The following is a 14,495-nucleotide window of genomic DNA, read 5'->3' on the forward strand; positions in this document are numbered from 1 at the left end:
CTTTTATCTTCACTTTTTCTATTAACACAAAAAATAGGTATCGCTATAGAGCAATCAATGGGGTCAGAGGGTAGTGCAACGCTCATAATCATGTGGGTTGTACCAAAAATATCATTGTGCCAATTTGTTAAAGGCGATTTTTTCAATATTTAGGAAATCACCCTGTAAATGAGTATTAATGATATTTGCAAAACCTTAAGAAGTTATTATCGCTGTCACTTCTTAGAGATAAAGGATGATGCATTCAACTATTAATTTATGATTGTGAGGTATATTTTTCGAATGAAACGAATATTTTCAACTTACCCTTTTTTCATTTTACTATTTTTTGTTTCATATAATTGCAAAGCTCAAATGGAAACAACCCCAATATTTTCCATATCTCTTCCAAAAATGATGAACTTAGTAATACAAGAAACGCCTAAAAAAGGAAAGATGCCATTTTATGTGATAAGCCTTCTAATCTACGAATCCAAATTTTAGCAGCTCCTATCGCTCCTAAAAAAAATATCTGAATATCACTCATGGTTAATGGAGAATCTTGCAATGTTTGAAACTGCTTCTTTAGGAGTACTGGATATGGCCGGTTATGCAGGAGTTTCGGGCTTTGATCCTGTACGACATCCCGAAATAATTATAAAAGAGGTGGGTTATTTGAAATTAGGCAAGTACAACTATATGTCAATTGGGGTGAGCAATAAAGACTTAACTATTTATATTTTAATTACCATTTCGCAAGAAGATACTTTTGGCATTATTCTTGGGGTTCGTGGAAAAAGCTTCTTAGAAAGAAAGTTAAAAATGCAGACGCTACTTAATTCTATAAAAAGCATGGAGCTTTATAAAATTTGAGCAAAAAGTTAATTACATGTAAGATGTGTGGGTCTGATCAAAAACATGTATTATGAAATAAGTAGATATATTCTAACCTTTCTCTAATCTTGCGGAAAAGTCAGATTTCTTCCGATTTCCCCTTTGCACTCAAATCTAAACTTTCACCAAGATTCAAACATGCCCCTGAACGGATACTTTATGTGAATAGGCGTGGTAATAGGTCACCCTCATCCCGAATTCCCGCGGCTTGACCGCGGGATCTTTAGGCTCAAAGTGCAGAGCTTCTAACCACTTGAGACGCTTGGGAATTCGGTACTGGGGCGTGAGCTGACCTATTACTGGGTGTAGACAATTACGTCTAATTCTTCCACTTTATATTGCAACCAAGACTAGGTTTTTGCTCAATAGTGATTGCTTGATTATTTAATAAGCAATCCAAGGCTAGGCGGACTGCATTACCAGTTACAGGAGCTTTGTTACCTGGCCGAGAGTCATCTAATTGGCCGCGATAAGCTAATGCTAATTGCGAATTGAAAACGTAAAAATCAGGTGTGCATGCTGCTTGATAGGCTTTGGCTACCTCTTGTGTTTCATCAAATAGATAAGGGAAGGGATAGGATTCTTGCTGAGCAATAATTCTCATGTTATCGGGTGAATCATCAGGATAATTATCGATATCATTTGAATTAATTGCGATAAAGTTAACTCCTTTGCTTATATAGTCTTGAGCTAGCTGAGAAAGTTCTTTATTAACATGTTTAACGTAAGGACAGTGATTGCAAATAAACATGATCACTGTGGCTTTAATATCTTCGGCGCTACGCAATTCAACTTTGTTGCCGCTAACTACGTCCAATAAAGAAAATGCTGGGGCATGAGTGCCTAACGGCAACATACTTGACGCTGTTTTCGCCATAAATTACTCCGATTTAGCTAGTTCAGGAAAGCATTAATGCATAAATAGCAGTTAGGGTAAATAAAGTATTAAGAACTGCCCATAACAAGGCTACAGTTTTACCTCTAAAAACTGCATAGAAGGCGTAGATTGCTATGAATAGGCTACCAAAGAAAAAGATCCACTGATTTTCATAGACAAAGCCTACCGAGTGCAAAGCAATACCTGCGATTCCGATTAGCAAGAAAATATTGTTGAGTTGCCCGCTTAAAAAATAAAAGGCTAGCAATTGAACGGTTAGCATAATAGGCATAGCAATTTGCAAGGTTTTACCAATATGCAATAAGCTCGCTCCATGCCCAGCAATCAAAATCAATTCAAGGGCAATAAAATAAATAAGCCTGAAATGAAGGGCAGCGAATAGCAATAGTGTTGAGCCGATGACATAGTAAAGCTGCGCAGGGGCTTTGCTCAGCCCCAGAAATAATATACAGGAGCCGATAATCCCGCTTAGCAGAAATAAACCATCTTTAGTATTTAGATTTACCAACGTAAATAGATCCCTTTTCTTGTAGAGTCATTAATAACATCGAATTGGGTTTTGTTGATTGAAACCCAATAGTTACCCATGTTGCTCAATGCAAATTTAACACGAGGATATTGGCAAACTTCCAATACATCACGGCAATCTACTTTCTTTGCAGTATCATTTTCATTGATAAAACATTGAAAATGTAAATCTCCAATGTCAGAAGCAAAAGCAGCCCAATTTGCAGGGCTTATTTTGGCAGTCAGTGGAGGACTCATGAATACTTCATGCGTATCATAACGTTGCAATTCAATAGGTGAATTACTGCGGTTTTGGATCAAATAATAGGCCTGATTGCCAGTCTCATTGACAATTAGATAGTTTTCATTATATCCGAAACCAGATACTTCACATCCACGTGGAAAGATACTGGCTTTGCCTGCTGCAATGCTGCCAAAAGAAACAAACATCATAAAAATTGATATGAATGTTTTACAAAGTGACATGTAAGCCTCATATATTAATCAAAAGGGCGTATTCTAATGATAACAGCGGAAAAAGTGAATAAACTTTACTCTTTATTCGCTGCTATTCGTGATTTAATCATCGGTGAATAAGTTCTATAAACACTAAGGCTCAGATACATGATTACATAACCTATTGATAACACAAGCCAAAGTGAATCCATATGAGGATAATTCCAAAGGATAAGCGCAGAACTCACTCCATATATTAATGAAAAACTATGCATGATCACCTTTAGGGATTTAGATTCCGTCAGATAATCTAGTCTTGATGGATAGACATATTTGACAGGAACGAAGATAAGGATACATAGCACAGTAAGAATCAGCGCATTAGTCGTCATCGTAGTATCAAAGATGAACATATAAAATACGGCGATATTCCAATAGCAAGGAAATCCCTTGAAAAAATGATCAGCTGTTTTCGCATCTGACTGACAGAACTGATAAGAGGATGTGATCGTAATAGCGATAATAATAAGCAGTAAAAGGCTGGGAGGCAACATATCTGATTTTACGAAAAGAAAGAAACAGGGGGTTATTACATAATTCAGATAATCAACGATATTATCGAGTAGCGCACCATCAATATTAGGCAGAACAGACTTAACCCGTACAAGTCTAGCAAGAGTACCATCAACTGCATCAATAACCACGGCTACTGCCATAAACCAAAGTGCTTGCACGTAGTTATGCTGATAAATGCTGATCAGGGTAAGTATTCCGAAACAAGCGGCACTTGCGGTGAATGCATGCACAGCCCAGGCGACCAGGTAGTGGGCAGGATGGTAGCCTAGCTTTTTTCTTGTCATATCTATCCTAAAGTTTTACTGAGATAACGAATATAAATTAACTGAAAATAGTAACAACAATCAAAACCCCTGCGCAAGGATATAGGCTATCGAAATAGATGATCGGTGAGTCAAATGCTGTCTAGTTGTTAAATTTAAACACTTTATGACTAAAACCAAGTAGCACTTGCTTCCCGCCGACTATAAGATAAACTAAAAAAATGATCACCTTTCTTGGCAACGAAATGATTATCCGTACTGTAAATCCGTCAACGGAAGCTGTTTTAAACGAGTACGTCATGATGAACGATAATGAAGTTGCAGCGCATATCGATGCAGCTCATTTAACTTTTAGGGTTTGGCGGAAAACAAATTTTTCCCAACGAAAACAGGCAATGCTAAAGCTCGCTGGACTCTTGCTGGAAAAGAAAAAGGATTTTGCGATTTTAATTGCACAAGAAATGGGTAAGCCAATTGCTTCTGGACAGGCTGAGGTTGAGAAATGTGCCAGGCTCTGTGAACATTATGCTGAAAAGGCTGAATCCTATTTGCAATCAAGAACCATTGAAACGGAAATGAAGAAAACAATGGTCTGTTATCAACCTTTAGGAGTTATCTTTGCAATAATGCCCTGGAATTTTCCATTTTGGCAGGTATTCCGCTTCGCTGTTCCAACTCTCATGGCTGGGAATGCCGCAATTCTAAAGCATGCTCCTGTTTCAACCGGTACTGGTAATGTGATAGCTGAGTTATTCCTCGAAGCGGGTTTCCCTGAACATTTGTTTCAACATTTTATTGTGGATAATGATTTAGCTGCAAAGGTTATCGCCAATCCTCACATTGCTGCTGTCACCTTAACAGGTAGTGAGCGGGCTGGGGCTATTGTGGCTGCCAACGCTGCCAGCTACCTGAAAAAAGCAATACTTGAACTGGGTGGCAATGATCCTTATTTAGTTCTTGAAGATGCTGATCTCGATCTGGCTGCAAGTTGTATAGTGCAGTCTCGCTTGAATAACTGTGGCCAAGTTTGTATTGCTGCAAAACGGATCATTGCTGTGAAGTCTGTTCGCGATGTCTTAATTGAAAAAATTCAAGCCTTAATGGCTAATTACAGAATGGGCGACCCCCTGAATGCGAATACGAATCTGGGGCCAATGGCTCGCGATGATTTGCGTAAGACACTGCATGATCAAGTGGTAAAAAGCATCAGACTCGGGGCTGATCTGATTGTTGGTGGTGAAATTCCAAAAGGCAAAGGCTATTATTATCCACCAACCTTACTGACTAATGTCCGCAGAGGAATGCCTGCCTTTGATGAAGAATTATTCGGACCAGTTATTGCAGTGATTACAGCAAATGATGAGTCACAGGCAATTCAGTTTGCCAATCAAAGCAATTATGGTTTGGGCGCTGCTGTTTTTACTCGTGATTTAGCGCGAGGAGAATACATTGCCCAGCATGAGATTGAAGCAGGTGCCTGTTTTGTAAATGCCTTTGTAGCCTCAGATCCAAGAGTGCCTTTTGGTGGTATAAAGCGCTCTGGATATGGTAGAGAATTATCCAGAGAAGGTATTTTAGAGTTTGTTAATACTAAAACGGTGGCAGTACGATAGATGATTAAAGAAATTTCAACAAATCAATTGATATTCGTTGCTGCAGATGAGCAGAAAATGTATTGCTATAAAAATGACAAGCATTTTAAGTCTTATCCTATTTCTACTGGCAAGAATGGTTTAGGTGAGCTTGAGGGGTCTGAGTGTACACCGAGAGGTTGGCACTCTATTCACTCGCGTATTGGCCTAGATGCTGCTATTAATAGTGTGTTTGTGTCGCGGGAGTGGACTGGCGAAATTTATAGTCAAACCTTGGCTGAACAATTTCCCGGGAGAGATTGGATTCTCTCACGCATATTGCAGCTTGATGGTTTGGAAGAAGGGCGCAATAAAGGCGGAAAGGTAGATAGTTTACAACGATATATTTATATACACGGTACTCCTGACACTACAGAATTAGGTAAGCCCGGTTCGCGAGGTTGTATACGCATGCGTAATTCAGATGTGATCGAATTAGCGAATTGGGTGGAAATAGGTACCTCAGTGTGTATTGAATAGTAGCAAGTTTAGATGGACGGTGTTTAAATCAAATAAATATAGAAAGCGGCGTAACTTGCGGCGTATAATGCGCGGCAATTTATTTCCCATGGCAACGAGGTGAGTGAATGTCATACAAATTCGAAGAGGGCAAAGATTTAATCATTGGCGCTGTTGTAGAAAAAATACAACAAAAAATGGGCGGTGGGCAAGCAGCGTTTTGTTCCGAATTTGTTCGTCAGTTTTATAGTACTGTGGCGCTTGAGGATCTACGTGAGTGGGACATTGATGATCTCTACGGTGCAAGCATCAATTTTTGGTCGCTGATCCAACATCGGTCTCCTAAAGAAACAAAGATTAGAATCTATAATCCTGATTATGAACGGCATGGATGGCAAACAACTCATACAGTTGTTGAGATTATCACAGATGATATGCCTTTCTTGGTTGATTCCTTACGTATGGTGATTAACCGTTTGGGTGTTGTTTCCCATTTGATCATGCATATGGGGAATTTACACATAAGACGTGATAAAGCGAATAATGTTTCTGAAGTTTTACCGCGCAATGGTGAGGCTAAAGATAAGGATGTCATTGTTGAAGCAGCCATTCTCATAGAAATTGATAGGCAAACTGACAGCTCTGTTCTAGAGGATTTACACCGTAATTTTGAGCGAGTGCTCGATGATAACCGAATAGTTGTTACAGATTGGATGCCAATGCGCCAAAAGATTAAGGCAGCAATTAGCGAGCTTGAATCTATATCCTCAGTTCTAGATCCCAATGAAGCCGCTGAGACTATCGCCTTTTTAAATTGGATTGAAGATCATCACTTCACCTTCTTAGGGATGCGTGAATACGAGTTGCTACAAAAAGGACAGGAAACTATTTTACAACCTCTGCCAGAAACAGGCCTGGGGCTCTTGCGTCAAAGTATGAGTAAATCAAGTGCGCGCAGTATTTCGGCAATGACTCCTGAGGCAAGAGAGCTGACTTTGTCATCACGTGCACTGGTCATGTCAAAAACAAACACAGAATCTACCGTTCACCGTCGCGCTTATACTGACTATATTGGCATCAAGCGTTTTAACAAAAAAGGCCAGGTCATTGGCGAGTTACGTATTGTAGGTCTATATACTTCTGCCGCTTACAATACCAATCCCAAGCATATTCCTTTCTTGCGTCATAAAGTCGCGCAAATTATGAAGAATTCAAACCTCAGCCCTGGTGGCCATGCAGGGAAGGTGCTGTTAAATATCCTGGAAACCCTACCTAGGGATGATTTGATTCAAGCCTCAGAAGATGAATTGCTTGAAATTGCAATGGGTATTTATTACATGCAGGAACGACGCCGTATTCGCATGTTTGCCCGTGCAGACGTTTACCGACGATTTGTTTCTTGCCTGGTTTATGTTCCCAAGGATCGGTTTAATACCGAACTAAGATTGGCTATGGAGCGAATCTTAAAAGAAAGTTTTAACTCCAAAGAAATTGATTTCTCCACTTGGTTCTCTGAGTCAGTTTTGGCTCGTATCCATTTCATAATACGAATAAATCCCCATGATGAAACACAGTGGGACTTCAAAGAGATTGAACATAAAATCATAGAAATAAGTCGTACTTGGACAGATGATTTACAACATTTTATGTTTGATACCTTTGGTGAAGAAAGCGCTAATCATCTCTATGCGCGCTACAAAAATGCTTTCCCCATTGCTTATTCAGCGAATTTTACGCCAAGAACAGCTGTTTATGATATTAAGCACGTTGAAGCCTTATCGTCCTCTAATCCCTTGGTAATGAATTTTTATAAACCCATGGATGAAGCACCAGAGAGTTTCCGCTTAAAAATTTATCAACACGAAAATACACTGCCCTTATCCGAGGTCTTGCCAATTATTGAACGCCTCGGTATGAAAGCAATTAGCGAAAGACCCTATGTCTTGAAATTTGATGATGGCTCTGTGACCTGGATTAACGATTTCGCTCTGCAATATACCCATGACGGCCATTTTGAAATCGATGAAATAAAAGAGTTGTTCCAAAATGCCTTCGCCAGTGTTTGGTTTGGTCAGGCAGAAAATGATGGCTTCAACCAGCTTGTTTTATCTGCTGAGCTAGATTGGCGTCAAGTAGCTGTTCTGCGGACTTACGCGAAGTATTTCAAGCAAATTGGCTTTACCTTCAGTCAGGAATATATTGAAAATGCTTTAACTAATAACGCCCAAATTGCTCATCAACTTGTAGAGTTATTCGAGCAACGATTTGATCCTGCTATCAAAGGGAGTAAAAGAGAAGAGACCTTTGCAGCCTTGGTTGAAAAAATTCTGCTAGCTCTTGATGACGTCGCGAATCTTGATGAAGATAAAATTATTAGACAATATGTCCAGGCGATTTCAGCTTCTATCAGGACCAACTATTATCAACAAGATAAAGACGGCAAATATAAGAGCTATATTTCAATCAAGTTAAATAGCAAAGATATTCCTGGTGTTCCCAAGCCTTATCCAATGTTTGAGATCTTTGTTTACTCACCCCGATTTGAAGCTGTGCATCTGCGTCGCGGAAAGGTTGCGCGTGGGGGATTGCGTTGGTCAGATCGACGAGAAGATTTCCGTACAGAAATCCTCGGACTGATGAAGGCACAACAGGTTAAGAATTCTGTAATTGTTCCGAATGGTGCAAAGGGTGGTTTCGTACCCAAACATTTACCAGTTAATGGTAGCCGCGAAGAAATTTTGGCTGAGGGAATTAGCTGCTATCAACTGTTTATTCGCGGCATGCTCGATATTACTGATAATTACAAGGCTGGAAAGGTTGTTAAACCGGAAAATGTAGTTTGCTATGACGAAGATGATCCCTACCTTGTTGTTGCGGCTGATAAAGGGACTGCAACGTTCTCGGATATCGCCAATGCGATTTCCTTCGACTACGGTTTTTGGCTGGGAGATGCTTTCGCTTCGGGTGGCTCGGTGGGTTATGACCATAAGAAGATGGGAATTACAGCAAAAGGCGCCTGGGAATCAGTCAAACGCAATTTCTACGAAATGGGCAGAGATCCGCAAACTGAAGACTTTACTGTCATCGGTATTGGCGATATGGCTGGTGATGTGTTCGGTAATGGAATGTTGCTTTCAAGACATACTAAATTACTTGCCGCCTTTAACCATGTCCATATTTTCATTGACCCAGCACCTAATCCTGAGCTTAGCTTCAAAGAACGCGAGCGCTTGTTTAATCTGCCTCGTTCCAGTTGGACTGATTATGACAAGAAATTAATTTCCAAAGGTGGTGGCGTCTTTAACCGCAATGCTAAATCAATTGCTGTGTCTAAAGAAATGAAAGAAGTCTTTGGTATCAAACAAGCTGCTATTGAACCTAATGAATTAATTCGAGTCTTGCTGCGAGCCAAGGTTGATTTGTTATGGAGTGCTGGTATTGGTACCTTCATTAAAGCCCAGTCAGAGTCACATGCTGATGTCGGTGATAGAACAAACGATGCAATTCGAATAAATGGCAAACAGTTGCGCTGCAAGGTTGTTGGTGAGGGCGGAAACCTTGGTTTAACCCAATTAGCAAGAATTGAATACTCGCTTAATGGGGGGCTGGTATATACCGACTTTATTGATAACTCGGCTGGCGTAAATTGCTCGGATAAAGAAGTAAATATCAAGATTCTGCTCAATAGCATTGTTGCTTCTGGAGACTTGACTGAGAAACAGCGTAATGAATTACTTGGTGAAATGACTAGTAATGTAGCGAAATTAGTCTTGCGTGATAATTTTACTCAGCCACGAGCGATTTCTGTTGCAGCCGCCCAAGCACCACGTTTAATTGACTTGCATGCTCGCTATATCAATGATCTAGAGCGCGCAGGGAAATTGGATAGAACCCTAGAGTTTTTACCTGATGAAAAGACTCTAACTGAACGTAAAACGATGGGACGAGGTTTAAGTCGCCCAAGTCTCGCTGTACTCTTGTGTTACTCTAAAACTATTCTCAAAGAGTATTTGCTTGAGTCAAATGTTCCAGAAGATCCTTATTTTATTGATATTCTGGTTAATTCTTTTCCACAACCCTTGCCAGAGCGCTTTAAGAAAGAGATGCAATCTCATCCTTTGAAGCGTGAAATTATTGCTACAAAATTAAGCAATATCATTGTGAATGAGATGGGCTTTACCTTTGTATATCGCCAACAAGATGAGACCGGAGCACCGGTTTCAGCTATTGTTCGTGCTTATATGATTGCAAGATCGGTGCTCGATCTCGAAACAATATGGAAAGAAATAGATGAGTTAGGAACTACGATCACTGCCGAGAAGCAAATTGAATTAACAATGTTGTACCTGCGTTTATTACGAAGGGTGACACGCTGGTTCTTGCGTAGTGAACGTATGCATTTAGATATTTCAAAAGCAGTGAAACTCTATGCTCCAGGTGTACTTGAGTTGAAAAAAGCTATACCTAAGGTCTTTGGTGAATCAACTCGTGCGCAGTACGACAATCACTTCAACCAGTATACCGAGCTGAATATACCAGAGAAGTTAGCGCATGAACTGACTCTTACAAGGCCTTTATTCTCTGCTATGGATATTATCGCCGTTGCTCATCAGGTTAATGTACCAGTTGAAAAGGTTGCAGAAGTCTATTTCGGTCTTGGCGAGTTATTAGATCTATCTTGGATCCGTTCGCAAGTCATTGCTCATCCAACAGAAACGCATTGGGAATCTTTATCTAGAGAAGCTTTGCGTGATGACTTAGATTGGCAACAAAGACAGCTAACTGCAGGTATCATTAGTTATGGCACTAAGAAGCAAGATTTTATGAAGAACTTTGAGGCTTGGTCACAACAACATGCTGCCCTTATAGACAGATGGGCTCAAATTCTGGCTGATTTACGTTCTAGTACAAGCCTGAATTATACAATGTTCTTTGTTGCTATTAGAGAGCTGTTGGATTTGACTCAGACTACTGTGCAGATGGTTGAGAAGGTGTAGGGAAGCTTATACGCTACTACCGAATCCCCGCGGTAACGACCGCGGGGTCTCAAGCTACTCGGATCCCGCAGGTATCAACACAAATGTCTGTAATAGGTGAGCCCTGTCCCCAGTGCCGTTAAGTTAAGGGCATTTGTCATTCCCGCGAAGGCGAGAAACCATCTCTACACTGGCACTGTGCTTAGCTAGAAATAGTTTCCCGCCTTCGCGGGAATGACAAAACCTTTCTTAACTTAACGGCAGTGAGCCCTGTCCCCCGAGGCACGTCATCCAGAGCGTAGTGAAGGATCTCCGGGATTAGCACGGTGCCACATTCAGGAGATCCTTCGTTGTGCTCTGGATGACCTAAGGTTGAGACAAGCAGGGACGTGACATTTGTGTAGATCCCTATGGGGCAAGCCGCGGGATTTCGGAATAAACGTATATTAAAGGTTCCCAGGAGTTAAAATGATATCAAAGCAAGTACAGCACTATTCAAAGGGCTCCAAATTTCTACATTGGCTTATCGCTGTGGTTGTGATTATTATGCTATGTGGCAGTTATTTCCTTGATGATCTGCCAGAGCAATATATTGGCACCGCTTTTATGTTTCATAAGTCTATTGGTATCACTATTCTCTTCCTGATGTTATTGCGGCTAATCTGGATTTTGTATGCAGGCAAGCCAGATTTACCCCAATCAGTGCCTGCTTGGCAGCGAAGTTTGTCAAAGCTGGTTCAGTACGCTTTATATTTCTTTGTTATTTTGATGCCTCTATGTGGTTGGATAATGTCAACAGCTGCAAATAAAGCACCTTACTTCTTTAATATGTTCCGTTTCCCACTTCCGGTAGTACCCTTTGATAAAAATTTAGCTGGGCTAATGAAAAATGCTCATAATACTATCGCTTGGATCCTTATTGCCTTAGTTGTGTTGCATATTGCTGGGGTGCTAAAACATCATTTCATAGATAAGGATAACATCCTACGCCGCATGCTCCCTTGAATATGAAAAGTCAAATCTGATCTTTTCATGCAGTATTCGTAATAGGCTTCGGTCATCCTAATCCTTCGCTACGCTCTGGATGACGGGGTGGGGGACTTACCTATCAATGGCGTCAACTTAAGAAGCAATACCTCCAGTTCGAAGACGATATGTCCTCTCTCCCCTTGGGGAGAGAGTTAGAGACACTGACGTTAAATTAAGGGATTTTATAACCGTGGCTACGTTTGATTTTTTTGTGTAGATACCTATGAGTCGATGCCGCGGGGATTCGATGTCACAGGACGATACTATTGGTTGATGCGGCATAAATTTACTTAAGTTAACGCCATTGCGTGACCGATTACTCTTACTGATGATAGTACCGCCCAGAATGCATCCAGGCTTTTCTCAAATAGTGCTCAGCAAGACTGGTTCTGCCTGACCTTCGATCAAAACCTCTTTCGGAGCATCCAAAAGAACACTAGCTGCAATCAAATAACTCTTGTTAGCAAGAGGGCAGTAATCAATTAGTTCGCCCACCTCCGTGTTTCCTCCTGTAGTGGCAAATAATTTTTTTCCCGCTTGAATCGCTTCAGCGCTTTCAATAATAAACAAGTCCAAACGATGTTTAAGTTTGGCCCGGTAATGTGTTCGGGCAACAATTTCTTGTCCCTTATAACAACCCTTATCAAAACTTAAATAGCCTGAGAGCTGCAGATCAATCCGATGCGGGAGAAATAAGCCTCTGGTATCAGGGTAGATTTCAACGGTTTTAGCCTGCAATTGCAGCCGATGCCAGGCAAGGGAGCCGCGAAGCTGTTGCTTGGATTCAAAGGGCTGTGCAAGGGCGGCAGCATAGTCTTGTTTGATTAAAATGATAAATAACTGCTTGCCCAAACTATAACAGCAGGCCTGTTCGTTGGTGCTTAGTGCAAGATCTTGGCTGGGGAGTGGTAGATTTTCGGGTAGTAAGTCATCCGGGTTAGCAAGATAAAAGCCATAGATCTGATAGCTATCCTTAATCTCTAGTTTCACTCTAGAGAGCATTGCTGTTTTATTTAGGGAAAATTGGGTTGCAGCTATTAAGTCCTTAGGCAAAACCAGCTGTAAACCTTGCCAATCAACAACATCCATCAGGGCTAATACACGCCCCTTTAAATTGCACATTGCACCTTGGCGAATGGTATTGCTGTTCACTTGACGCAGATCACAACTTAATTGGCCTTGCAAAAAGTCGGAAGCCTTTTCACCGCTTACAGCAAGTGAAGAAAGATAGGATAAGTCAAATAAATAATTTTTAGCGGCTGTAAATTCAAGTTCATTGATAAGGGGTAATAGCGCTGTAAATTGCCTACCGTTTATCAGGAAGGGGGAACAACTCATGCTTTAGCTCTCTAGGATTATCATAGGCTTTAGTGTAACATCCCCGCGTCTGACAAACAGGTATATCGATGATTAATTCGTTAAGAAAAGCCAAGTTACTTTGGCATTGCCGGCGGGGTATGCTTGAGCTGGATTTAATCTTGCTACGTTTCGCTGAAAACAATTTAGATAGCATGACTGAGGCTCAGATTGATGCTTTTGAAGAATTACTGAGTTGTATTGATCCAGAATTATACAACTGGCTAATGGGCTATAGCACACCAACAGACAAGGAGCTGGTCGAGATTGTTGAATTTATTACAGCAAAGGATAGTGCTCGGTAAATCCCGTTTCTATATGAAGTTGTCCCTGCTAATTTCTGCTTCGGCCTTGATCCTTCTATACTATTCCTCTTGTTGGCTTCCTCTAAAAATCCTCTTGGGGTTTATCCTCGTCTTTCAATTAATCCGGATTTATAAGAATCCAATTCCATACCCTGAATATTCGGGTATTAGTTATGGTGCTGATGGCTGGACTATCCATACTCAAAATGAGCAAGAGCTATTCTATGAAAGAGGGCGAGTAATTATCGATACAGGCTTGTTTATTCTGCTTGAATTAAGCCTTGGACAAAAACGAAAACGAATCGTTCTATTTTTGGATCAAATTAGCAACGACTTTTATAGATCCTTAAAAATAAAAGAAAAAATTCAATAAATATTGTAATAGGTCAGCCCCAACTCCAGCATCGAATTCTCGCGGCTTGACCGCGGGAATTCGGAGTGGAGGGGCATTACCTATTACAAAATATTTTTTAATCTAAAGAAGAAAGGTCGATTGTCGATATATTTGATATATATTTAAACAATTTCTGCCTATGAATAAGCTCGCATCGGCAACAGAACAACAGCTAATTGATATGGCTTTGAGTGGGCAGCCTAAAGCTTTAAATCAATTGCTTAGATTAAATCAGAGCAAAATTTTTCAGCAAGTCAGATCACGGGTTGCTGATTACTCCCTGGCCTGCGATTTGTTACAAGAGATCAATATTAAAATTTTTCGCTATCTACCTACTTTTAAAGGGGAGTCGAGCTTTTCTACTTGGCTATACCGAATCATCCAAAATACGCTTAAAAATCACTATCGCTCTCGCTGTTCAGAGTTAGAAAGTAGCTTCTCAGAAAAACTGCTAGAAACAGTTGATGAGAAAAGCTCACCCGAAACGCAATTAATTGCATTGCAGTTGGCACAACAGGTTAATAAAATTTGCACAGCGATGCCCAAGGATTTAAGCCATTGCTTCCAATTATATTTAACTTCAGATTTAAGCTACGATGAATTAGCAAAGCAACTTCAATGTCCTTTAGGTACAGTGCGCTCGCGCATTCATCGCGCAAAAACAATTCTGCAAGAAAATATACCTAAGTAATTTCAAAATGTAGGCATTAGATGCGCGTCATGTCGAACGTAGAGAGACATCTCCTGAAAGTGGAATCGTGCAAATCCCGGA

At 40.5% G+C, this 14,495-nt stretch carries 13 protein-coding genes; 8 read left to right on the forward strand and 5 right to left on the reverse strand.

Features of this window, described 5'->3' with window-relative positions:
- Window positions 1-546: 546 nt before the first annotated feature.
- On the forward strand, window positions 547-852 hold the full coding sequence (locus BN1094_RS12370) for a hypothetical protein (protein WP_043874772.1): 306 nt from the start codon (window positions 547-549) through the stop codon (window positions 850-852).
- A gap of 340 nt (window positions 853-1,192) precedes the next feature.
- On the opposite strand, the gene BN1094_RS12375 is transcribed toward BN1094_RS12370, so the two are convergent.
- From BN1094_RS12375 to pcsA, 4 genes are all read right to left on the reverse strand, one after another.
- Window positions 1,193-1,750 (reverse strand): thioredoxin family protein, encoded by a 558-nt coding sequence (locus BN1094_RS12375; RefSeq protein WP_043874773.1) that lies wholly within the window; start codon window positions 1,748-1,750, stop codon window positions 1,193-1,195.
- A 22-nt stretch (window positions 1,751-1,772) separates the two neighbouring features.
- Entirely contained in the window at window positions 1,773-2,279 is a 507-nt protein-coding gene (locus tag BN1094_RS12380) for a hypothetical protein (RefSeq protein ID WP_043874774.1), read from the reverse strand.
- Entirely contained in the window at window positions 2,273-2,764 is a 492-nt protein-coding gene (locus BN1094_RS12385) for a hypothetical protein (RefSeq protein WP_043874775.1), read from the reverse strand. The genes BN1094_RS12380 and BN1094_RS12385 overlap by 7 nt, the downstream gene beginning before the upstream one ends.
- Window positions 2,765-2,829: 65 nt before the next feature.
- Window positions 2,830-3,594 carry a phosphatidylcholine synthase gene (pcsA, locus tag BN1094_RS12390; protein WP_043874776.1) on the reverse strand — a complete coding sequence of 255 codons (765 nt, stop codon included), beginning with the start codon at window positions 3,592-3,594 and terminating at the stop codon, window positions 2,830-2,832.
- Between the two features lie 224 nt (window positions 3,595-3,818).
- Between pcsA and BN1094_RS12395 the strand changes: the two genes are divergently transcribed.
- The 4 genes from BN1094_RS12395 to BN1094_RS12410 all read left to right on the forward strand — a co-directional run bounded on the left by BN1094_RS12395 (window position 3,819) and on the right by BN1094_RS12410 (window position 11,644).
- The gene (locus tag BN1094_RS12395; RefSeq protein WP_044011857.1) at window positions 3,819-5,186 is read left to right on the forward strand and encodes an NAD-dependent succinate-semialdehyde dehydrogenase; all 1,368 of its coding nucleotides are present in this window, start codon (window positions 3,819-3,821) and stop codon (window positions 5,184-5,186) included.
- Window positions 5,187-5,684, forward strand: a complete 498-nt coding sequence (locus BN1094_RS12400; protein WP_043874777.1) for a L,D-transpeptidase — start codon at window positions 5,187-5,189, stop codon at window positions 5,682-5,684.
- Between the two features lie 107 nt (window positions 5,685-5,791).
- On the forward strand, window positions 5,792-10,660 hold the full coding sequence (locus tag BN1094_RS12405) for an NAD-glutamate dehydrogenase (RefSeq protein ID WP_043874778.1): 4,869 nt from the start codon (window positions 5,792-5,794) through the stop codon (window positions 10,658-10,660).
- Window positions 10,661-11,107: 447 nt separating this feature from the next.
- Window positions 11,108-11,644 carry a cytochrome b gene (locus BN1094_RS12410; RefSeq protein ID WP_043874779.1) on the forward strand — a complete coding sequence of 179 codons (537 nt, stop codon included), beginning with the start codon at window positions 11,108-11,110 and terminating at the stop codon, window positions 11,642-11,644.
- A 387-nt stretch (window positions 11,645-12,031) separates the two neighbouring features.
- Here BN1094_RS12410 and ygfZ read toward each other — a convergent pair whose 3' ends face one another.
- Window positions 12,032-13,006 carry a CAF17-like 4Fe-4S cluster assembly/insertion protein YgfZ gene (gene ygfZ / locus BN1094_RS12415; RefSeq protein ID WP_052403278.1) on the reverse strand — a complete coding sequence of 325 codons (975 nt, stop codon included), beginning with the start codon at window positions 13,004-13,006 and terminating at the stop codon, window positions 12,032-12,034.
- A gap of 71 nt (window positions 13,007-13,077) precedes the next feature.
- On the opposite strand from ygfZ, the gene BN1094_RS12420 reads away from it, so the two are divergent.
- The 3 genes from BN1094_RS12420 (at window position 13,078) to BN1094_RS12430 (ending at window position 14,414) form a co-directional block, all read left to right on the forward strand.
- A complete protein-coding gene (locus BN1094_RS12420; protein WP_176695311.1) occupies window positions 13,078-13,329 on the forward strand; it encodes an FAD assembly factor SdhE in 252 nt (83 codons plus the stop codon).
- A complete protein-coding gene (locus BN1094_RS12425) occupies window positions 13,292-13,702 on the forward strand; it encodes a protein YgfX (RefSeq protein WP_141650475.1) in 411 nt (136 codons plus the stop codon). The genes BN1094_RS12420 and BN1094_RS12425 overlap by 38 nt, the downstream gene beginning before the upstream one ends.
- 160 nt (window positions 13,703-13,862) lie before the next feature.
- Complete coding sequence (locus BN1094_RS12430) at window positions 13,863-14,414, forward strand: RNA polymerase sigma factor (protein WP_043874782.1); 552 nt, start codon at window positions 13,863-13,865, stop codon at window positions 14,412-14,414.
- The last annotated feature ends 81 nt before the right edge of the window (window positions 14,415-14,495 follow it).

Origin of the sequence: Legionella massiliensis, from assembly GCF_000756815.1 — a bacterium.
GTDB classification, from domain to species: domain Bacteria; phylum Pseudomonadota; class Gammaproteobacteria; order Legionellales; family Legionellaceae; genus Tatlockia; species Tatlockia massiliensis.